Below are 20,737 nucleotides of genomic sequence, written 5' to 3' on the forward strand. Positions count from 1 at the left end.
TCGCGGCGCTTTGGGGGAAGAATACTTTTCGGTATTTGAAATTCGGCCGTCTCGTGGTGGCGAGAGTCCGCAGTCGATGGCGGAGGCGCGCCCGTACGGGCCGCGACGGTCACAGCAGGGCGGCCAGCAGGCGTTCCTGGAAGGCCGTGGCGTCCACGCCGACCGCGACCTTGACGGCCGGGCGGTCGCCCTCGTCGGCGTACCGGCGGCGGTCCCACAGCGTCGTGCCCCGGGTGCGCTCGCCGCGCAGCTCGACCCGTACGGGCCGTTCGGCGTACTCCGCGAGGGACGGGTCGGCGATGAGCATCGCGGCCAGCGCGTCGTGGATCACCGCTCCCCGGGTGCCGAGCGAGCGGGTGTAGGCGACGGCGTAGAACTCCAGGATCCGGGCGGCGAAGCGCGCGGTCTCGGAGTCGGCCTCGGCGAGCCGGTCCAGCCACCTGCCGTCGACCGCCGTCGGGTGGGTCGCGTCGAGCGGCACCAGCGTGACCGGCCAGCCCGCGCCCAGGACCAGCTCGGCGGCCTCCGGGTCGTGCCACACGTTCGCCTCGGCGTGACTGGTGATGTTGCCCTGGTGGTCGAACGCGCCGCCCATCACCACCACCTCGCGGAACAGCGTCGGCAGCGACGGCTCCAGCAGCAGGGCGATGGCGAGGTTGGTGAGCGGGCCGACGGCGAGGAGCGTCAGCTCGCCGGGGTTCTCCCGGCCGAGCCGGATGATCTGCTCCGGTGCGGAGATCTCGACCGGGCGGCCCGTCGGCTCGGGCAGTCCGGTCTCGCCCAGGCCGTCGGCGCCGTGCCACTCGTGCGCGTACTCGGCCTCCTGGGCCATGGGGCGGATGGCGCCCACGGCGACCGGGACCCCGGCCAGGCCGGCGCGTTCGAGGACCCGGAGCGTGTTGAGCGCGCCGACGTCGGGGGCGACGTTGCCGTGCACGGTGCCGACGGCGACGAGCTCCGCCTCACCGGCCTTCACGAGCGTAGCCAGGTACAGCAGGGTGATCGCGTCGTCGATGCCGGTGTCGCAGTCCAGCAGGATCTTCGGTGCCACGTTGTGCGCTTCCTGAGGGGTGAAACGACCGGCTCCGGGGTCCGTCGCCGGTCATGAGGATCTTGTAGGGGTCCGGGTCCGAGTCCTGCCGGGCCGCTCTTGGGGGCTATGCGGCCGGAACGATCTGGAACGCCTCGGCCAGGCGGCCCTCGGGGAGCCCGCCGGCAGCGGCGTTCGCGCCCATCCAGGTGCGCAGCATCCCCTCCAGGTCGTCGTGGTGGGACACCTGGCTGACGTGGGAGCGCAGCGCCGCGAGCTTGCGGTCGAAGACGTCCGTGACGTCGACGTACTCGCCCAGGGACGGCCCGCCGGTCACCCAGATCTCCCGGGCGGTCCAGGCTTCCAGGCCCTCGGCGCGCAGTTCCGGGAAGGCGTACGGGTTCCGGGCGTCGGGGTAAACGGCGTCGAACGCGGCCGATCCCACGGCCCGGTGGTCCGGGTGGCCGGCGTAGATCCGTTCGTAGTTCCGCTCGGGGCTGGGGATGACCACCCGGTCGGGGCGGACCTGCCGGATGACGCGCGCGATGTCGCGGCGCAGGTCGAGCGTCGCCTCCACGCGCCCGTCGGGGTACCCGAGGAAGCGCACGTCGGTGACGCCGACGCACTTGGCCGCCGCGGTCTGCTCGGCCCGGCGCAGCGGGCCCATCTCCTCGCGCGGCACGTCGTCGTCGAAGCCACCCGCGTCACCGTCGGTGACCAGGAGGTACGCGACCTCGATGCCCGCGTCGGTCCACGTCGCGACCGTGCCGGCACAGGAGAAGTCGATGTCGTCGGGGTGGGCCATCACCACGAGCGCGCGCTCAACGTCGTCGATCACGTTTCGACATCTTACGGAGATTCAGCCTTTAACCCATCAATCAGCCACAACTCTGGCGTCATGGGGTCGGACGCGGTATTCCGGGAACCATGAAGAAATTGATCGGTGACGTCGACGACGTCGTCCTCGACGCCCTGCGCGGCGTGGCGGCCGCACATCCGTCCCTGCGGGTCGACCTGGACCAGCGGATCATCGTCCGGGCCGACGCTCCGCGTACCGGCAAGGTCGGGTTGGTCTCCGGAGGGGGCTCCGGCCATGAGCCGCTGCACGGGGGTTTCGTCGGGTACGGCATGCTCGACGCCGCCTGTCCCGGCGAGGTCTTCACCTCACCGGTGCCGGACCAGATCCTCGCCGCGACCACCGCGGCGTCCGGCGGCGCCGGGGTCGTGCACCTCGTGAAGAACTACACCGGTGACGTCCTGAACTTCCAGATGGCCGCCGAACTTGCCGAAGACGAGGACGTCGAGGTCGTGCCCGTCGTGATCGACGACGACGTGGCGGTGCAGGACAGCACGTTCACCGCCGGACGGCGGGGCACCGGGGCGACCCTCTTCGCGGAGAAGACCGCCGGGGCGCTGGCCGAGGCCGGCGGCTCGCTGCAGGACGTCGCCGCCGTCGCCCGCGAGGTCAACGAGCGGACCCGTTCCTTCGGGGTAGCGCTGACCGCCTGCACTGTGCCCGCCGCCGGGCGCCCTACGTTCGAACTCGGCGACGACGAGATGGAGCTGGGCATCGGCATCCACGGCGAGCCCGGCCGGGAGCGTACGAAACTCCGCCCCGCCCCGGAGATCGTCGACGTGGCGCTGTCCGCGATCAACGACGACATGCCGCTGTCCGGATCCGAGGTCCTGGTGATGGTCAACGGCATGGGCGGCACGCCGCTCATGGAGCTGTACATCGCCTACGCGGCCGCAGCCGAATGGCTGGGCGGACACGGCGTCACGGTGGCGCGCTCCCTCGTCGGCAACTATGTGACCAGCCTGGAGATGGCCGGCGTCATGATCTCGGTCCTGCGCCTCACGCCCCAGCTCACCGAGCTGTGGGACGCGCCGGTCGAGACGCCCGGCCTGCGGTGGGGACGTTGATGGACGCGCGCCGCTGGATCGAACGCTTCGCCGAACTGGTCGCGGCCGACGCCGACCGCCTCACGAGGCTCGACGCCGCGATCGGCGACGGAGACCACGGCGCGAACCTCAACCGCGGTCTGCGGGCGGCCGTCGAGGCCCTCGGCCCCGACCTGCCGCCCGGCAAGGTGCTGATGACCGCCGGCCGAACACTCATATCCAAGACCGGCGGGGCGTCCGGACCGTTGTACGGCGGCGCGCTACGCCGCGCGGGCAAGGCCCTCGGCGACACCGACGACGTGGACGCCGCCGCTCTCGGCACGGCCCTGCAGGCCGCCCTGGACGCCGTACAGGACCTGGGCAAGGCCGTCGAAGGGGACAAGACAATGGTCGACGCCCTCGCCCCCGCGGTGCAGGCGTACGGGGCCGCCGCCGGGGACGGGGTGGCGACCGCCGCGCAGGCGGCCCTGGAAGCCGCGGAGAAGGGCGCTGAGGCCACGGTTCCGATGCAGGCGCGCAAGGGGCGGGCCAGCTACCTCGGACCCCGCAGCGTCGGCCACCTGGACCCCGGAGCCGCCTCCACCGTGCTGCTGTTCCGCGCCCTCGCCGACGTGGCCGACGACACGGCCTGAGTGCGACCGGCCGGGCCCGGGCGATGGCGTCGCTCGGGTTATGGACCGGTCGAGTGGGCCTCTTTTGGATCTGTTCACCGGGCCGTAGCGGGCACCAGGGTGGAGCGTGCGCCGCGAGGCCCGGTGAGGCGCCGGCGGCGCGGTGACCGTGCGGGCGCGGCGTAGGGATCCGCCGCGACCTGCCCCTTTTCCGAACCGCGGAGGCCGGGTGTGGAAGCAGCGATCAACGAGTTGGACCGATGGCTCAGGCATGAGTTCGTCGACCTGAACACCGAGCTGGAAGAGGCGTACTTCTCGGCGCGCGCCGAGATCCTCGACGGCCCGGACCTCGGGAAGACCAAACAAGCGATCGCCGTGGACGGCGCGAGGCTGATCGCCCGGATCGCCGAGGCTGGCCGGATCCCGGCGGACGCCCAGAAGAGATACCGGCTCCTCGGCGCCGTCGGCTTCTACCTGGCGGCCTGCCGCAGGCACGAGGTGGAGCCCGCCGGCGAATCGCTCGTCCCCGCGTGGTCGCTGGCGAACCGGCTCGGCTCATCGCTCGGCGTGGCCCCAAGATTCGTATTCGCGCACCAGTCGATCTACAACCCGGCGGTACGCGGCGTGTTCCTGACCTTCACCTCGCTCCCCGACGAGCAGGTGTGGATCCGGGGCAACGCGCTGGGGGTCCTGGCCTACCAGCGAGCGGCCGACGCGCTGCGCCGGATCCCGCCGATGGGGGTCTCGAACCCGATGGCGACGTACCTGTTCGAACAGGCGCGGGCGGCGCTCGACGACGTGCTGCGCTCCAACCGGATGCTCGGCGACGAACTCGACCCCGACCGGTTCTTCTTCAACATCCGCCCGTACTTCAAGCCCTATCGCGTCGGCGCGGCCGAATGCCGAGGCGTCAACGCCGGCGACTTCGCCGCGATCAACGAGATCGATCTTCTGCTCGGACTGTGCGACGCCGGGGACCCCTTCTACCAGCACGTCGTCACGGAGAAGTACCCGTACGTCCCGCCCGAGGATCAGGCGCCCCTGCGGGCGGCGGCCCTCGCCGAACCCCTGCTCGACATGATCCTGCACGAGGCCGCGAGTGGGTCCATCGGTGAACGGCTCCGGCTGAACGGGGAGCTGTTCCTCGCGGTGTGCCGATCGCACGCCGCCGCCTACACCTTTCATCACCACAGGCTGGTCAAGCCGTTCCTCGAACGGCCGGCCGAGGACGCGCCGCCGGAGCGCCGGGAGGATCTGACAGCCAGCGGACCGCCCCTCGAAGTCGTGATCAGCGGTCTTGCGCGGCTGAGTGACCTCCGTGCGGGACGTGACCGGCCGGGCCTAAGGACCGCGGGAGCCTCCCTGAACAGGCTCCGGGCGCTCCTGGCGACCGATGCCTGAGGCGACGAGTGCCGCCGCGCCGGTGGGCGCCGTGACGCCCGCTCGGTTCAGGCGGCACTTCCCGACCTTGCGGAGTCGCGTGCACCTGGCCTCCTGCAGCCAGGGTGCCGTCTCCGACGCCCTGGCCGACGCGATGAAGGAGTTTCAAGCCGTGATGTACGGACCCGGCGACCCATGGGAACCGTGGATCCGGTGCGTGGACGACGCGAGGCGACGCTTCGCCGAATTCATCGGTGCCCACCCCGACGAGGTGGCGATCCTGTCCTGCGCGTCCGAAGCGGCCTACCAGGTCGCTTCGGGGTTCACCTGGTCGCCGGGAGACGCGATCGTCACCACCGACCTGGAATTCCCTTCGGTCGCCCATGTCTGGCTCGCTCAGCGGACGCGTGGCGCCGCAGTGCGTTTCGCGCCGTCCACCGAGGGATTCGCCACGGTCGAAGGCTACGACCGGATGATCGGCGCGGGTGTGCGACTGGTGTCGGTTCCGCTGATCAGCTATCGGCATGGCCAGCGCCTTCCGGTGGCGGAGATCATTTCACTCGCACACCACCGGGGTGCCCAGGTGATCGTCGACGCCTACCAGGGGCTCGGCGTCGAACGGGTGGACGTCACCGAGATCGGCTGCGACTACCTGATCGGAGGGGCGTTGAAATACCTGCTCGGGATCGCCGGGATCGCGTTCCTCTACGTCCGGGGCGGACTCGCCCGAGACCGGGACCCGGAGCTGACCGGATGGTTCGGACGGGCCGATCCCTTCTCCTTCGATCCGCACGGGCTCGACTACGCCGCGACGGCCCGCCGCTTCGAGGTCGGCACCCCATCGGTGGCGGCGGCCTATGCCACGGTCGCCGGCCTGCGGCTGTTGTCGGCGGTGGACGCGGCGGCGATCACGGCGCACGTCTCCGGCCTCACCGGTCACCTGCACGCGGAACTGACCCGGCTCGGCGTACGAGTGGCCTCTCCGGCCTCGGCCGAGTCACGGGGGCCCCAGGTCGCCTTCCACGACCCGGATCCCGGGCGCCTGGCGGCCCTCCTCGCCGCACGCGGCATCCTCACCAGCCCGCGAGGTGGTCTCCTGCGCCTCGCCGTCCATTACTACAACGACGAATCCGACGTGGAGGCCGTCGTCCGGGCCCTCGCCGAGCACCTTCCGGACGGAATCGGCTGACCTGGCCGGTTCCCGGCACGCCGGCTGGCGCGATTAGGGCGTTGTGCGGCTCATGTCCGGAATGCGAGAACATCGGGACATGAGCACCGTGGGAATCGTGCTGATCTCGCACAGCCGGGCGCTGGCTGAGGGGGCCGCCGAACTCGCCGCCCAGATGGGCGTGGGAGAGGTCACCGTACGGCCCGCCGGAGGCGACGGCGAGGGCGGACTGGGCACCAGCATCGACCTGGTCGAGCGGGCCGTACGGGAGGCCGACGGCGGCGCCGGGGTCGTGCTGATCGCCGACCTCGGCTCCTCGGTGCTGACCGCCCGGACGTACCTGGAGGATCTCGAAGACAGCCGGGCCGGCCGCCCCGGCGAGCCCGAGACGAAGATCGTGCTGGCCGACGCGCCGTTCGTCGAGGGCTCCGTCGCGGCGGCCTCGGCCTCGGCGGGGGGCGCCGACGTCGCCGCCGTCGCCCGCGCCGCCCACGAGGCGTACGCCTTCCGCAAGACGTGACCCCAACGCGCCGCGGCTGACAATCCGCGGCCCGTGGCAGCGCGCGACCTCGCGAAACGCGGTGTCCTGTGGGGCCGGATGGGCGCATCGGACTCGGAGTGTCCGCGTCAGGGAATAACCTCTATTGAGTGTCGACGCTCGTAAGCCACCCTCTTCTCGACGGACTCAACGACGCCCAGCGCGCGGCGGTCGCTCATCATGGCGGTCCGCTGCTGATCGTCGCGGGTGCGGGGTCGGGCAAGACCCGGGTCCTCACCCACCGCATCGCCTACCTGCTCGGGGAGCGGGGCGCGCAGCCCGGTGAGATTCTCGCGATCACCTTCACCAACAAGGCCGCCGGGGAGATGAAGGAGCGCGTCGACGCGCTCGTCGGGCCGCGGTCGCGGGCGATGTGGGTGATGACGTTCCACTCCGCCTGCGTGCGCATCCTGCGCCGGGAGGCGAAGCGGCTCGGCTTCCCGTCCGGATTCTCGATCTACGACCAGGCCGACTCGCAGCGGCTGATGGCGCTGGTCTGCCGCGAGCTGGACCTGGATCCGAAGCGCTATCCGCCGCGGAGCTTCTCCGCGCAGGTCTCCAACCTGAAGAACGAGCTGATCGACTACGAGACCTTCCGCGGGCAGGCCTCGACGCACATGGAGAAGACCCTCGCCGAGGCGTACGAGACCTATCAGACCCGGCTGCGGCAGGCCGGGGCGATGGACTTCGACGACCTGATCATGACGACGGTCAACCTGCTGCAGGCCTTCCCCGACGTCGCCGAGCACTACCGGCGGCGGTTCCGGCACGTCCTCGTCGACGAGTACCAGGACACCAACCACGCGCAGTACATCCTGGTCCGCGAGCTGGTCGGGCAGCCGGGCGACGAGGACGACCTGCCGCCCGCCGAGCTGTGCGTGGTCGGCGACGCCGACCAGTCGATCTACGCCTTCCGGGGCGCGACGATCCGCAACATCCTGGAGTTCGAGCGCGACTACCCCGACGCGGCCGTCATCCTGCTCGAGCAGAACTACCGCTCGACCCAGACGATCCTGTCGGCGGCCAATGCGGTGATCGAGCGCAACGCCGACCGCAAGCCCAAGCGCCTGTGGTCCGACCAGGGCGAGGGCCCGAAGGTCACCGGGTACGTCGCCGACAACGAGCACGACGAGGCGGCGTTCGTCGCCCAGGAGATCGACCGGCTCAGCGACGAGGAGGAGGTCGCGGCCGGGGACGTCGCGGTGTTCTACCGCACCAACGCCCAGTCGCGTGTCTTCGAAGAGGTCTTCATCCGGGTCGGCCTGCCGTACAAGGTCGTCGGGGGTGTCCGGTTCTACGAGCGCAAGGAGATCCGCGACCTGCTGGCCTACCTCCGGGTGCTCGCCAACCCCGAGGACACCGTCAGTCTCCGCCGGGTCCTCAACGTTCCCAAACGGGGCATCGGCGACCGCGCCGAGGCGTGTGTGGAGGTCCTCGCCGGCCGTGAGCGCATCTCGTTCTGGCAGGCGCTGCGCCGCGCCGAGGAGGCCCCGGGCATCGCCACCCGCTCGCTGAAGCAGATCAAGGACTTCGTCGCGCTCCTGGACGAGCTGGGCGAGATGGTCGACACTGCGACGCCGACTGAGCTGATCGAGGCGATCCTGACCAAGAGCGGCTACCTCGCGGAGCTGGAGGCCTCCCGCGACCCGCAGGACGAGACCCGCGTCGAGAACCTCCGCGAGCTGGAGTCGGTGGCGGCCGAGTTCGAGGAGCGCTTCACCGCCGGAGTGGCCGCTCCGGCCGGTGACGAAGGTGACGAGGAGGGGGCCGTGGCGCCCGCCGGTGCGGAGGGACGCCTCGTCGAGTTCCTCGAGCAGGTGGCACTGGTCGCGGACGCCGACCAGATTCCGGGCGGAGAGGCGGGCGTCGTCCCGCCGAGCGACCGCGGGCCGGAGGGCGTCGTCACACTGATGACCCTGCACACCGCCAAGGGCCTGGAGTTCCCCATCGTGTTCCTCACCGGGATGGAGGACGGCGTCTTCCCCCACCTGCGCTCGCTCGGCGACGCCAAGCAGCTGGAGGAGGAGCGGCGGCTCGCGTACGTCGGCATCACCCGCGCGCGGCAGCGGCTCTACGTCTCCCGCGCGACGATGCGCAGCTCGTGGGGCGCCCCTTCGTACAACCCGCCGTCGCGGTTCCTCTCCGAGATCCCCGACAAACTCGTCGAGTGGAAGGGCGGCGGCCAGGGCGCCCCCGCCATGGCGTCGCTCTCCCAGCGGCCGGGGGTGCGCTCACCGGGCAACCGCGCGGTGCCCGCCCTGTCCGCCGGCGACCGGGTGTCCCATGACTCGTTCGGTCTCGGTACGGTCGTGGCGGTCGACGAGCCGGCGAGAAGGCGGCCGCCACCGTCGACTTCGGCGGCGAGTACGGAATGAAGCGCTTCGTCCTCCGGTACGCGCCGATCGAGAAATTGTAAAAAGTTCACGGCCGGCGTGGCCGGATGCGGGCGTCGACATGAGACGCGTGGACCTGCATGATGCACGTGGGGAGCACCTGCGGCCCGTTGGGAGGAAAATGGGGCGGTTCGCGCGGCGTCTCCTTGTCGCGGTCGTGTCCGCGGTGAGCACGGCCGTTCTCACGTCATCGTTCGTCGCGTCGCCCGCCGCGGCCGCCGACCGTCCGGGCACGCCTCCGGTCGTCGCCGACCGGCCGGTCACGTTTCCGGCCGGCACCTACCACGTTCCCGCCTATCGGCCGGCTCCGGCCACGTCACGGCTGGTCGTCTGCAAACCGGGCGGAAACCTCACGGGCCTGGCGCAGCAGCTGGCCAAGGAGTGCGCCTACCACGACATCCAGGCGGCCGTCGACGCGGTCCGGCAGCGCGGTACGACGATCTACGTCCTGCCGGGCACCTATCAGGAGCGGCCGAGCCTGGCCGCCCCGTCCGGGCCGTGCCGCGCGCTCGCCGACCGCACCACCCTGTCGTACGAGCAGCAGCACGCCTGCCCGCACCTGCGGAACCTGATCAGCGTCTCCGGCCTGGACGACCTGCAGATCGAGGGCGTCGGCGCCGGGGTCGTCGTCCAGGGCGACAAGCCGATCGGCATCCGCGCCGACCGCGCCGACGGCTTCTACCTGCGTAACGTCACGGTCAAGGGCTTCGCCGAGGACGGAGTCGCGGTCGTCGAGACCGACGGATACGTCCTCGAGCAGGTCGCCGCGCTGAACGACCGCGAGCACGGACTCGCGGCGTACGGCACCGACCACGGGGTGATCGCCGACTGCGAGGCGTCCGGCAACGGCGACGCGGGCATCGCCACGGCGTCAGCCTCCGACCAGCGCGGCAACCGGCTGTCCGTGGAGATCCGCGGCTGCCGCTCCCACGGCAACCTCATCGGCTACTCCGCGACGGCCGGCGACTCGGTGTACGTCCACGACAACGAGTTCTCCGGCAACGCCACCGGCGCGGTGCTCGACAGCAGCGTGCAGGCGGTGGGCATGCCGCAGAACCACGCGATGTTCGTCGCCAACCGGGTGTTCTCCAACAACGCCGACCCCTACCGCGACTGCGACACGAAGTGCCCGGCGCGGGCGGTCCCGGTCGGCACCGGCATGCTGCTGGCCGGCGGCGACGAGAACACCTACGCGAGCAACTTCGTCTACGACAACTGGCGCTACGGCATCGCCCAGCACTGGATCCCGGCGAGCCGCCGCGGCGAGACCGACCCCGCCAAGCAGCGGGACACCTCGCACGGCAACCGGTACGTCGGCAACCTCATGGGCGTGACGCCCTCCGGCGGGCGCGCGCCGAACGGCGTCGACTTCTGGTGGGACGAACAGGGCGACGGCAACTGCTGGCAGAACAACGCCTCGTCGTGGGGACGGCCGCGCAGCGACCCGGCGGCACTGCCGGACTGCGACCACCCCTCCGCCGGCGGCCCGTACGCCCAGCTGGGCAACCCCGCCAAGACCTCCGTCGTGACGGCCTGTGCCGCCTACACGCCCGGCCGCCGAGACCCGGAGGGCTGCACCTGGCTCAGCACGCCGCCGCGTCCCGCCGCGTGACCCGTACACCAGGGCGGTCGATCGAGTCTTCGCGTGTTACGACTATCGTGCGGGGCATCCACGCACCCCGGTAGGAGGCAGTAATGGCGGGTCCGATCCGCGTCGTCATCGCCAAGCCCGGTCTCGACGGTCATGATCGCGGCGCGAAGGTCGTCGCCCGCGCGCTGCGCGACGCCGGTATGGAGGTCATCTACACCGGGCTGCACCAGACCCCCGAGCAGATCGTCGAGGCGGCGCTGCAGGAGGACGCCGACGGCATCGGACTGTCCATCCTGTCCGGCGCGCACATGACGTTGTGCGCCAAGGTCCTCGAGCTGCTCAAGGACCGCGACGCCCTCGACATCACGGTGTTCGTCGGCGGCATCATCCCCGACGCCGACATCCCCGAGCTGGAGAAGCTCGGCATCGCGAAGGTCTTCACCCCCGGCGCGACCACCCAGGAGATCGCCGAGTGGGTCCGCGCCAACGTCGGCGAGGACTGACCGCGCGCATCCGGGCGACCGGCTGCGGCTGCCGTACGGCAGCCGCTCAGCTCGGCGGGATCGGCAGGGGAGAGCGCTCGGCCGAGAGCGCCAGGACGACCAGCGCCGAGGTCCAGCCGAGCGGGGCGACCCCGGCCTGCTGGCCGTTGTCGTCGACCTTCTCCGGGAAGGACCCCAGCGAGGTCCGGTGCGTGATCAGCCAGCCGAGCCAGTCGCGCACTCCGAACCGGTCGCCGATCGCGGCGGCCTCGAGCGCGAACAGCCCGGTCTCCGGGGTCCACGCGGCGCTGGCGCCGAACACCTCGCCGGGCACCGCACCGCCGTACGGCAGCCGCAGCCGGTCGCGGATCCGGGCCACCGCGGCCAGTACGCCGGGCTCGGGGGTCGCGAACGGCGGGGCCAGGAAGGCGATGGAGGCGTCCACCGCGCCGCCGCGGATCGGTGACCGCGGATAGCCGTACGGCGCGAACCGCCGGTCGATGCCGGCGGCCAGCCGATCGGCGGCGCGGTCCCAGCGCCGCGCCGCGTCGGCGTCGGAACGGGCGGTGGCCAGTGCGGCGGCGGCCCGCAGTCCGGCCAGCATGGGCCCGCAGACGCCGAGCGTCGCCGCGTGCGGCGTCTGCTCCCGCGACGGGCTGCGCTCCCAGTAGTCCGGTGACGGCGGCGGCAGGCCGTCGGCGCGCAGGGCGGACGCCGCCCGGTCGGCCGCGCGGCGGACCATCGGCCACAGCGTGTCCAGGTTGGCCGCCGCTGGGTCCTTCTCGTACAGGAACCAGGTCGCCCACAGCACCCAGCCGAGGCTGTCGAGCTGGACCTCCCGGCCGTCCGCGACGGCCGTGCCGTCGGGCAGGTACCGCGCGGCCCACAGCCCCGTGGGGGCCTGGGCACGGGCGAGGAAGTACAGCACCCGCTGGGCGTCGCTGTCGCGACCCGTGGCAGCGAACGCCGCGGCGGTGAACGCGCCGTCGCGCGGCCACACGTAGTTCCACGCGCCGTACCAGGACGCGGTGGAGGCGCCGTTCGGCAGCGTCAGCATGCGCAGGTCGAGCAGGGCCCGGCCGGCCGCCTCGCGCTCCTCGGCCGTGCGGCCGGGCACCGTGCCCGAGGCCAGCCAGGCCTGGTCGGAGCGCACCGCGAAGGCCACCCGGGGATCGTCGCGGCGCAGCGTCTCCGGCGCGCTGCCGCCGAACGGGATCAGCCGCGCCCGGCCGTCCGGGAGCTGCAGGACGGTGCTGTTCGGGATGTACGAGGCGCCCGCCGCCTCCTCCGGGGTGACCGCGACGCGGGCGAACGGCCAGCCCGTGCCGATCAGACCGGGGCTGCGCCACGGGGCGGCGCCGGGCCGCGGCAGGCTCGCGGCGCAGGTCGCGCTGAGCGCGGCCACGAGGAGGAGAAGGGCGACGCGGCGCACTCTCCGTGCCGTCGTCCGCGTCACCAGCCCACCCCTCGTACCCTGTCGAGTCTCATCGACGGCTCCTGCCATCCATGGCGTTCCAGTACACCAAAGCTTCGCGGCCACTTTGACGACATCCGTTCCTTACCCGGTCGTCATCTACGCAACGGGCTCCGCCGGACCCACCGGCCCGGCGTGTATACCGGAAGGACTAGGCTGCCTGGTCGGAGCGGACCGCTGGACGCGGTCGTTATCTGTCGATCCCGTTAAGGACGGACCCCCGTGGACCTGTTCGAACATCAGGCGAAGGAGCTCTTCGCGGAGTACGGCGTCCCGGTCCCCACCGGCAAGATCGCCACGACGCCGGAGGAGGCCCGCGCGATCGCCGACGAGTTCGCCGCGGCCGGCACCTCGCGCGTCGTCGTCAAGGCGCAGGTGAAGACCGGCGGCCGTGGCAAGGCCGGTGGCGTGAAGGTGGCCGACTCGCCCGCCGACGCCGAGGAGAAGGCACGGCAGATCCTCGGCATGGACATCAAGGGCCACACGGTCCACAAGGTCCTCGTCGAAGAGGCCAGTGCCATCGCCCAGGAGTACTACTTCTCGTTCCTGCTCGACCGCGCGAACCGGACGTTCCTGTCCATCTGCTCGGTCGAGGGCGGCATGGAGATCGAGGAGGTCGCCGAGACCAACCCGGACGCGGTGGCCAAGGTGGCGATCTCGGCCCTGGCCGGCGTCGACCGGGCCAAGGCCCGTGACATCGCGAGCGCCGGGCGGCTGCCGGCCGAGGCCCTGGACGGCGCGGCTGAGCTCATCGAGCGGCTGTGGGCCGTCTTCGTCGACGAGGACGCCACCCTGGTCGAGGTGAACCCGCTGATCCTCACCGCCGACGGCCGGGTCATGGCCCTCGACGGCAAGGTCACCCTCGACGAGAACGCGACCTTCCGTCAGCAGGAGCACGTCGCGCTGGAGGACAAGGCCGCGACCGACCCGCTCGAGGCGAAGGCCAAGGAGAAGGACCTCAACTACGTCAAGCTCGACGGCAGCGTCGGCATCATCGGCAACGGCGCGGGCCTGGTCATGTCCACGCTCGACGTCGTCGCCTACGCGGGCGAGCAGTACGGCGGCCAGAAGCCGGCCAACTTCCTCGACATCGGCGGCGGCGCCTCGGCCGAGGTCATGGCCAACGGTATGGAGATCGTGCTCGGCGACCCGAGCGTCAAGAGCGTCTTCATCAACGTGTTCGGCGGCATCACCTCCGGTGACGCCGTCGCCAACGGCATCGTCCAGGCCGTCAAGCTGCTGGGCGACCGCGGTGAGACCGTCGACCGGCCGATCGTCGTCCGGCTCGACGGCAACAACGCCGAAGAGGGCCGGCGCATCCTCAACGAGGCCGCGATCCCGGTGATCGAGCAGGTAGAGACGATGGACGAAGCGGCGCGCCGCGCCGCCGAGCTGGCCGCGCAGGGGGCATGAGATGGCGATCTGGCTGACCGAGAACAGCAAGGTCATCGTCCAGGGGATGACCGGCGGTGAGGGTTCCAAGCACACCGCCCGCATGCTGCGCGCCGGCACGAACGTCGTCGGCGGCGTCAACGCCCGCAAGGCCGGGCAGACAGTCACGCACGAGGGCCGGGACCTGCCGGTGTTCGGCACCGTCGCCGAGGCGATGGAGCGGACCGGCGCGGACGTGTCCGTGGTCTTCGTGCCGCCGAAGTTCACCAAGGACGCCGTCGTCGAGGCCATCGACGCGGAGATCCCGCTGTGCATCGTGATCACCGAGGGCATCCCGGTGCACGACAGCACCTGGTTCTGGGCGCACGCGGTCGAGAAGGGCGGCAAGACCCGCATCATCGGCCCCAACTGCCCCGGCATCGCCTCGCCGGGCAAGTCGAACGCCGGCATCATCCCGGCCGACATCACCACGCCCGGACGCATCGGCCTGGTCAGCAAGTCGGGCACGCTGACCTACCAGATGATGTACGAGCTGCGGGACATCGGCTTCTCGACGTGCGTCGGCATCGGCGGTGACCCGGTCATCGGCACCACGCACATCGACGCCCTCGAGGCGTTCCAGGCCGACCCCGAGACCGACGCCATCGTGATGATCGGTGAGATCGGTGGTGACGCCGAGGAGCGCGCCGCCGCCTACATCGAGCAGCACGTCACCAAGCCGGTCGTCGGCTACGTCGCGGGCTTCACCGCGCCCGAGGGCAAGACGATGGGCCACGCCGGCGCGATCGTCTCCGGCTCGTCCGGCACCGCCCAGGCGAAGAAGGAGGCTCTGGAGAAGGTCGGCGTCCGCGTCGGCAAGACCCCGAGCGAGACCGCCCGTCTCATGCGCGAGATCATGTCCGCCTGATCCAAGGCACTCACCGAAGACGCCCGGCCGGGGCCTCCCCGGCACGGGCGTCTTCGCGCGTGCGCCGCCTACGTCGCGTGCGCCGCCTACGTCGCGTGCGCCGTACCGTCTCCGGCTTCGCGTGGGTTCATTCCTCGGCCGCGTGGGCGTGCAGCCCCCGGCTCGGCGGGTGACCCAGGACATTTCGGACGGCGGGGAAGGGCGACACGCCGGGCGGGTGCACGAGATCGCCGGTGCCGCGCTGCCAGCATGGTGAGGCCGTGGACCCGCGAGCAACTGAGGAGCGGTGAGCGCCCCATGTCCACCACCGAGCACGGCGAGCCGGATCTGGACGACGAGGACTTCGACGACCTGAACGAGGTCGAACCGTCCCCGGTGTCCGAGCCCGTCACCCGGCCGCTCGCCGTCACCGGCATCGTCGCCGCGGTGTGGTCGGCGGGCATCGGCCTGACCGTGCTCACCACGATCACGCTGATCGGCTGGATCGCCGCGCCGCGCAGCGCGCTCGGCACCGGCCTGCCGGGCGTCTTCCGCACGGCGGTCGGATTCTGGCTCGTGTCCCACCACGCGGGATTCACGGCGCCGCACGGCCGGGTGGGACTGCTGCCGCTCGGGCTGATGGTGCTGCCGGGCGCGCTGCTGTTCCGCGGCGGCGGATGGATCGCGCGGACCGGGCGGGTCCGGGGCCGTTACCGGATCGGCGTCGTGCACGCCGCGCTGGCACTGGCCGTCCCGTACGCGGTGCTGGCGGGCCTGCTCGCGCTCGTGGCCCGCTCGTCGGTCGTACGTCCGTCGGCGTGGCAGGCGCTGCTGCTGTGCTTCCTGCTGGCGCTGTGCGCCGGAGGCCTCGGGGCGGCGCGCGCCCTCGTCTCGACGACCAACCGCGCCCCCTGGGTGGCGATGCTCGGGCTGCTGCCCCGGCGCGCCCGTTCGGTGGCCGCCGGAGCCACCGGCGCGACCGCCGTGCTGCTCGGCTCCGGGATCGTGATCTTCCTGGCCTCCCTGCTGTACCACCTGCCGCAGGCCAAGAACCTCTACGACGTCCTCAAGCCGGGTGTGGTCGGGGGGATCCTGGTGTTCCTCATCGCACTCGTCTACCTGCCCAACGCGGCGCTGTGGGCGGTGGCGTACGCCGTGGGCCCGGGCTTCTCGGTGGGGGCGGGTACGAGCGTGTCGCCGTCTGGGGTGTTCCTCGGCATGATCCCGGCGTTCCCGTCGCTCGCCGCGCTGCCGGAGCCGGGGCCGGCGCCGGTCGTCTCGTTGCTCGCGCTGGCCGTGCCGTTCATCGCCGGCGCCGTCGGCGGCGTCCTCACGATCCGGTACCTGCCCACGGCGACGACCGAGGCGGCGCCGCTGTGGGGGTTCGTGTCGGGAGTGCTGACCGGCGCCGTGATCGCCTTCCTGGCAGCGCTGTCCGGCGGGCCGCTCGGCGGCGGGCGGATGGCCGTCATGGGGCCCTCCGCGTGGCAGACGGGGCTCCTGGCCGCGCTGGAGGTGGGCGTCTCGGCCGCGATCGCCGCCTGGGTGACCAACTGGCGGCTGGCGCGCCGCGTTCCGCCCGCCCCGGCCTCCGCCCCGGCCGAGGAGTACGAGGAGCCGGAGACCGAGGAGGTCGAGTTCGAGGACCCGGAGCCGGTGCTGGCGTCGATCGACGAGCCGTCGCTTCCGGAGGGGGTCATCCCGATCTCGCGGGCCGCCGAGACGGGCCGGCTCCGCGACGAACCCGGACTGGGGACGCCGTCCCGGCGCCGGAGACCCCCGCGCGACCGCTGAACCCCGGCCCTGGAGGCACCTTCGGGCATGCCCACGGGCGTGCGGCGTGGGCGCCGATCCCTCCGGCCGCGCCGATCGGGCGCCCTGCGCACGGGAACGCGGAATGCCCGGCTCAGACTCCGAACGCCCGACTCAGACGCCGAATGCCCGGCTCGGGCGCCGAGCGCCGAACCGGGCCGAAAGCCGAACGGTCGGCTCAGAACCAAGAGTCGTACCGGTGCAGCGAGTCCTTCGGCATGTGCAGTCGGCGCTCGATCTTCGGGAAGTACTTGTTCTGGCAGGTCTGCTTGTCGTCGACGGTGAGGGCGGATTCGCGGCACTTCGTGTAGCCGCTGAGCTCGTTCCACATTACGGCGGTCAGCGCGATCGAGAAGGCGCAGAAGACCAGCCCGATCGAACCGAGGACCACACCGGCGACCGCGCCCGGCGCAGGGGCCAGCACCCGCCGGGCCCGCTTGCGGGACCGCAGACCCGTGACCACCGCCGCGACGGACAGCAGCAGTCCGGCGGGGAGGAACAGGAACGTCAGCACGAGCCCGGTGACGCCCAGGATCAGCGCACGTGGGCCGCCGCGCTCGGGCGCGGTCGGCGGCAGCGGCGGCCGGGGCGGCGGCTCGGGAAGCTGCGTCTGTGGCCCGGCCTGGTCGGGGCCTGGCGCGTCACTCACTGGTCCTCCTGGTGTCGGCTGACTGGTGTCGGCTGAGCCGAGCCGTGCGGCGGCCGATAGGCTGGTACGGCCCGCCCACCAGTCGTTCCTGGGAGTTACGGTGTCCGCCCGGCTCGTCGTCCTCGTCTCCGGTGCGGGGACCAACCTACAAGCGCTGCTCGACGCGTGTGTCGATCCAGCTTATGGCGCTCGGATCACTGCCGTGGGCGCTGATCGCGACGATATCGAAGGACTGCGCCGCGCCGAGCGCGCCGGTGTGCCCACGTTCGTCGTCCGCGTCAAAGATCATCCGACGCGGGACGCCTGGGACGCCGCGCTGACCGACGCGGTCGGCGCGTACGCCCCTGACCTGGTCGTCTCCGCCGGCTTCATGAAGATCCTCGGCAAGCGGTTCCTCGACCGCTTCGCCGGCCGGGTCATCAACACGCACCCCGCGCTGCTGCCGTCCTTCCCGGGCACGCACGGCGCGCGCGAGGCGCTGGAGTACGGCGTGAAGGTGGCCGGCTGCACCGCGCACTTCGTGGACGCCGGGGTCGACACCGGCCCCATCGTCGCCCAGGAGGCCGTGCCCGTCCTGGACGACGACGATGAAGAGTCACTGCACGAGCGGATCAAGGCGGTCGAACGCCCGCTGCTCGTGCGGACCGTGGGCCGACTGGCCCGCGAAGGATGGACCATCGAGAACAGGAAAGTGAGGATCGGGTGACCCGCATCGCGATCAAGCGGGCGCTGATCAGCGTCTACGACAAGACCGGTCTCGAGGGGCTCGCCAAGGGCCTCCACCAGGCCGGCGTGGAGATCGTCTCGACGGGCTCGACCGCCGCCCGCATCGCCGACGCGGGCGTCCCGGTCATGAAGGTCGAGAAGCTCACCGGCTTTCCCGAGTGCCTCGACGGCCGCGTCAAGACCCTGCACCCGAAGGTGCACGCCGGGCTCCTCGCCGACCGTCGCAACCCGGACCACGTCCAGCAGCTCGAGGACCTGCACGTCGAGCCGTTCGACCTGCTGATCTCCAACCTCTACCCGTTCCGGGAGACGGTCGCCTCCGGCGCCACCCCGGACGAGATCGTCGAGCAGATCGACATCGGCGGCCCGGCCATGGTCCGCGCCGCCGCCAAGAACCACCAGAGCGTCGCCGTGGTCGTCGACCCGGCCGCGTACGACCAGGTCCTGGAGGCCGTTCGCCGCGGCGGGTTCGAACTGACGGAGCGCAAGCGTCTCGCGGCGGCGGCCTACGCGCACACCGCGGCGTACGACGTGGCCGTGGCGTCGTGGTTCGCGAGCGCGTACGCGCCGGACGGCGACACCCGCTGGCCGGACGTCATCGGCGCGGTCCGCACCCGCAAGGCCGTCCTGCGCTACGGCGAGAACCCGCACCAGGAGGCGGCGCTCTACACCGACGCCGACGGCGGCCTCGCCGGCGCCGAGCAGCTGCACGGCAAGGAGATGTCCTACAACAACTACGTCGACGCCGACGCGGCCCGCCGCGCCGCGTACGACTTCGCCGAGCCGTGCGTCGCGATCATCAAGCACGCCAACCCGTGCGGCATCGCGGTCGGCGCCGACATCGCCGAGGCGCACCGCAAGGCGCACGCCTGCGACCCGGTCTCGGCGTACGGCGGCGTGATCGCCACCAACCGGCCGGTGTCGGCCGAGATGGCCCGCCAGCTCGCCGACATCTTCACCGAGGTGATCGTCGCCCCCGGGTTCGACGAGGAGGCCCTGGCGCTGCTCACGGCCAAGAAGAAGAACCTCCGGCTGCTGGTCTGCCCGGAGGGTCCCGCCGCCCAGGTCGACACCCGGCAGATCGACGGTGGTCTGCTCGCCCAGACGCGGGACCGGATCGACGCCCCTGGCGACGACCCGGCGACGTGGGAGCTCAGGACGGGTGCGGCCGCCGACGAGGCGACCCTCCGCGACCTGGCGTTCGCCTGGCGGGCCTGCCGGTCGGTGAAGTCCAACGCCATCCTGCTCGCCGCCGACGGCGCGACCGTCGGGGTCGGGATGGGGCAGGTCAACCGGGTCGACTCCGCGCGTCTCGCGGTCTCGCGGGCCGGCGACCGTACCACCGGGGCGGTGGGTGCCTCCGACGCCTTCTTCCCCTTCGCGGACGGTCTTCAGGTGCTCGTGGACGCCGGAGTCACGGCTATTGTCGAACCCGGCGGGTCGATCCATGACGAAGAGGTGATCGAGGCGGCCGCCAAGGCCGGCATCACCCTCTACTTCACCGGGGTCCGCCACTTCTTCCACTGACCCCATCCGGTCGCCGGGGCACGCCCCGGCGACCGCAGCCCCCAGGGAGACATCGTGCCCAACGGGTTCCTCGAGTTCAGCGTGGCCGTCATCGCCCGGAGCGCGGCGTTCACCGACGAGATCCGTCCGCTGATCGGTCTCGTCGCCGCCGTGCTGGCCGCCGTTCTCGCGGGGTCCGCGAGCTGGCACCTCACGGACCGCGTCGTCGCCTGGCGGCAGCGGGCCGACCAGGACGAGCTGTAGGTTCTCAGGCTGAGAGGATTGACCCGTGAGCGCACGAATTCTCGACGGCAAGGCGACCGCCGCGGCGATCCGCGCGGAGCTGAAGGTACGCATCGACGCGTTGCGCGAACGGGGGATCGTCCCCGGTCTGGGCACCGTGCTCGTCGGCGAGGACCCGGGGAGCATGGCGTACGTCGCGGGCAAGCACCGCGACTGCGCCGAGGTGGGGATCGCCAGCATCCGGCGTGACCTCCCGGCGACCGCCACCCAGGCCGAGGTCGAGGCGGCCGTCGACGAGCTCAACGCCGACCCGGCGTGCACCGGCTACATCGTCCAGCTGCCGCTCCCGAAGGGCCTGGACGAGCAGCGGGTCCTCGAGCGCATCGACCCGGTCAAGGACGCCGACGGCCTGCACCCGGTCAACCTCGGGCGGCTCGTCCTGATGCAGCCCGGCGCGCTGCCGTGCACCCCGCGCGGCATCGTCGAGCTGCTGGGCCGCCACGACGTGCCGCTGCGGGGCGCCGACGTGACCGTCATCGGCCGGGGCATCACGGTGGGCCGGGCGCTGGGCCTGCTGCTCACGCGCCGGTCGGAGAACGCCACCGTCACCACCTGCCACACCGGGACGAAGGACCTCGCGGCGCACACCCGCGAGGCCGACATCGTCGTCGTGGCCGCCGGCGTTCCGGGCCTGCTCACCGCGGACATGGTCAAGCCCGGCGCGGCCGTGCTCGACGTCGGCATCACGCGCACCGACGAGGGCCTCGTCGGCGACGTCCACCCCGGCGTCCGCGAGGTCGCCGCCTGGGTCGCGCCGATGCCCGGGGGAGTGGGCCCCATGACCCGGGCGATGCTGCTGGCCAACGTCGTCGAGGCCGCGGAGAAGTCCGCGACCTGAGGGCTCCCGCCGAGCGGGACCCGGGGCGGCGACGCGTTGAGCGCACCCCGGGGCGT

18 protein-coding genes and 1 pseudogene are annotated in these 20,737 nt (G+C 71.9%); 15 read left to right on the plus strand and 4 right to left on the minus strand.

What is annotated here, in order from left to right:
* Window positions 1-109 precede the first annotated feature (109 nt).
* Window positions 110-1,051, minus strand: coding sequence for a nucleoside hydrolase (locus ACYVF7_RS07580; RefSeq protein ID WP_460336906.1), 942 nt, complete (start codon window positions 1,049-1,051; stop codon window positions 110-112).
* A 106-nt stretch (window positions 1,052-1,157) separates the two neighbouring features.
* Window positions 1,158-1,868 (minus strand): PIG-L deacetylase family protein, encoded by a 711-nt coding sequence (locus ACYVF7_RS07585; RefSeq protein WP_460336908.1) that lies wholly within the window; start codon window positions 1,866-1,868, stop codon window positions 1,158-1,160.
* An 89-nt stretch (window positions 1,869-1,957) separates the two neighbouring features.
* On the opposite strand from ACYVF7_RS07585, the gene dhaK reads away from it, so the two are divergent.
* The 8 genes and pseudogenes from dhaK (at window position 1,958) to ACYVF7_RS07625 (ending at window position 11,116) form a co-directional block, all read left to right on the plus strand.
* Entirely contained in the window at window positions 1,958-2,953 is a 996-nt protein-coding gene (gene dhaK / locus ACYVF7_RS07590) for a dihydroxyacetone kinase subunit DhaK (RefSeq protein ID WP_460336910.1), read from the plus strand.
* Window positions 2,953-3,564: a dihydroxyacetone kinase subunit DhaL gene (gene dhaL, locus ACYVF7_RS07595; protein ID WP_460336913.1), complete on the plus strand. Its 612-nt coding sequence runs from the start codon at window positions 2,953-2,955 to the stop codon at window positions 3,562-3,564. The genes dhaK and dhaL overlap by 1 nt, the downstream gene beginning before the upstream one ends.
* A gap of 210 nt (window positions 3,565-3,774) precedes the next feature.
* Entirely contained in the window at window positions 3,775-4,944 is a 1,170-nt protein-coding gene (locus ACYVF7_RS07600) for a monodechloroaminopyrrolnitrin synthase PrnB family protein (protein ID WP_460336915.1), read from the plus strand.
* Between the two features lie 79 nt (window positions 4,945-5,023).
* Complete coding sequence (locus ACYVF7_RS07605) at window positions 5,024-6,112, plus strand: aminotransferase class V-fold PLP-dependent enzyme (RefSeq protein ID WP_460336918.1); 1,089 nt, start codon at window positions 5,024-5,026, stop codon at window positions 6,110-6,112.
* Window positions 6,113-6,191: 79 nt separating this feature from the next.
* The gene (gene dhaM, locus ACYVF7_RS07610; RefSeq protein WP_460336920.1) at window positions 6,192-6,611 is read left to right on the plus strand and encodes a dihydroxyacetone kinase phosphoryl donor subunit DhaM; all 420 of its coding nucleotides are present in this window, start codon (window positions 6,192-6,194) and stop codon (window positions 6,609-6,611) included.
* Between the two features lie 128 nt (window positions 6,612-6,739).
* A pseudogene (gene pcrA, locus ACYVF7_RS07615) lies at window positions 6,740-9,045 on the plus strand (DNA helicase PcrA).
* A 98-nt stretch (window positions 9,046-9,143) separates the two neighbouring features.
* Window positions 9,144-10,634 (plus strand): right-handed parallel beta-helix repeat-containing protein, encoded by a 1,491-nt coding sequence (locus tag ACYVF7_RS07620; protein WP_460336922.1) that lies wholly within the window; start codon window positions 9,144-9,146, stop codon window positions 10,632-10,634.
* An 83-nt stretch (window positions 10,635-10,717) separates the two neighbouring features.
* A complete protein-coding gene (locus tag ACYVF7_RS07625) occupies window positions 10,718-11,116 on the plus strand; it encodes a cobalamin B12-binding domain-containing protein (RefSeq protein WP_460336924.1) in 399 nt (132 codons plus the stop codon).
* Between the two features lie 46 nt (window positions 11,117-11,162).
* On the opposite strand, the gene ACYVF7_RS07630 is transcribed toward ACYVF7_RS07625, so the two are convergent.
* Window positions 11,163-12,551 carry a glycoside hydrolase family 15 protein gene (locus tag ACYVF7_RS07630; RefSeq protein WP_460336927.1) on the minus strand — a complete coding sequence of 463 codons (1,389 nt, stop codon included), beginning with the start codon at window positions 12,549-12,551 and terminating at the stop codon, window positions 11,163-11,165.
* A 240-nt stretch (window positions 12,552-12,791) separates the two neighbouring features.
* Here ACYVF7_RS07630 and sucC point away from each other — a divergent pair, with 240 nt between their 5' ends.
* The 3 genes from sucC to ACYVF7_RS07645 all read left to right on the plus strand — a co-directional run bounded on the left by sucC (window position 12,792) and on the right by ACYVF7_RS07645 (window position 16,641).
* Complete coding sequence (gene sucC, locus ACYVF7_RS07635) at window positions 12,792-13,982, plus strand: ADP-forming succinate--CoA ligase subunit beta (protein ID WP_460336929.1); 1,191 nt, start codon at window positions 12,792-12,794, stop codon at window positions 13,980-13,982.
* Between the two features lies 1 nt (window position 13,983).
* Window positions 13,984-14,868 (plus strand): succinate--CoA ligase subunit alpha, encoded by an 885-nt coding sequence (sucD, locus tag ACYVF7_RS07640; RefSeq protein WP_460336932.1) that lies wholly within the window; start codon window positions 13,984-13,986, stop codon window positions 14,866-14,868.
* Between the two features lie 297 nt (window positions 14,869-15,165).
* Window positions 15,166-16,641 (plus strand): cell division protein PerM, encoded by a 1,476-nt coding sequence (locus tag ACYVF7_RS07645; protein WP_460336934.1) that lies wholly within the window; start codon window positions 15,166-15,168, stop codon window positions 16,639-16,641.
* Between the two features lie 196 nt (window positions 16,642-16,837).
* Here the strand turns inward: ACYVF7_RS07645 and ACYVF7_RS07650 are convergent, their stop codons facing one another.
* The gene (locus ACYVF7_RS07650; RefSeq protein ID WP_460336937.1) at window positions 16,838-17,308 is read right to left on the minus strand and encodes a DUF4190 domain-containing protein; all 471 of its coding nucleotides are present in this window, start codon (window positions 17,306-17,308) and stop codon (window positions 16,838-16,840) included.
* Window positions 17,309-17,408: 100 nt separating this feature from the next.
* Between ACYVF7_RS07650 and purN the strand changes: the two genes are divergently transcribed.
* Genes purN through ACYVF7_RS07670 form a run of 4 tightly spaced genes read left to right on the plus strand, consistent with a single transcriptional unit; the run spans window position 17,409 to window position 20,681 of the window.
* Complete coding sequence (gene purN / locus ACYVF7_RS07655) at window positions 17,409-18,014, plus strand: phosphoribosylglycinamide formyltransferase (RefSeq protein ID WP_460336940.1); 606 nt, start codon at window positions 17,409-17,411, stop codon at window positions 18,012-18,014.
* A complete protein-coding gene (purH, locus tag ACYVF7_RS07660; RefSeq protein ID WP_460336943.1) occupies window positions 18,011-19,561 on the plus strand; it encodes a bifunctional phosphoribosylaminoimidazolecarboxamide formyltransferase/IMP cyclohydrolase in 1,551 nt (516 codons plus the stop codon). The genes purN and purH overlap by 4 nt, the downstream gene beginning before the upstream one ends.
* Before the next feature lie 54 nt (window positions 19,562-19,615).
* Window positions 19,616-19,804 (plus strand): hypothetical protein, encoded by a 189-nt coding sequence (locus tag ACYVF7_RS07665; RefSeq protein ID WP_460336945.1) that lies wholly within the window; start codon window positions 19,616-19,618, stop codon window positions 19,802-19,804.
* 25 nt (window positions 19,805-19,829) lie between these two features.
* On the plus strand, window positions 19,830-20,681 hold the full coding sequence (locus ACYVF7_RS07670; RefSeq protein ID WP_460336948.1) for a bifunctional methylenetetrahydrofolate dehydrogenase/methenyltetrahydrofolate cyclohydrolase: 852 nt from the start codon (window positions 19,830-19,832) through the stop codon (window positions 20,679-20,681).
* Window positions 20,682-20,737 lie beyond the last annotated feature (56 nt).

The sequence above is a fragment of the Actinoallomurus acanthiterrae genome (assembly GCF_054775715.1).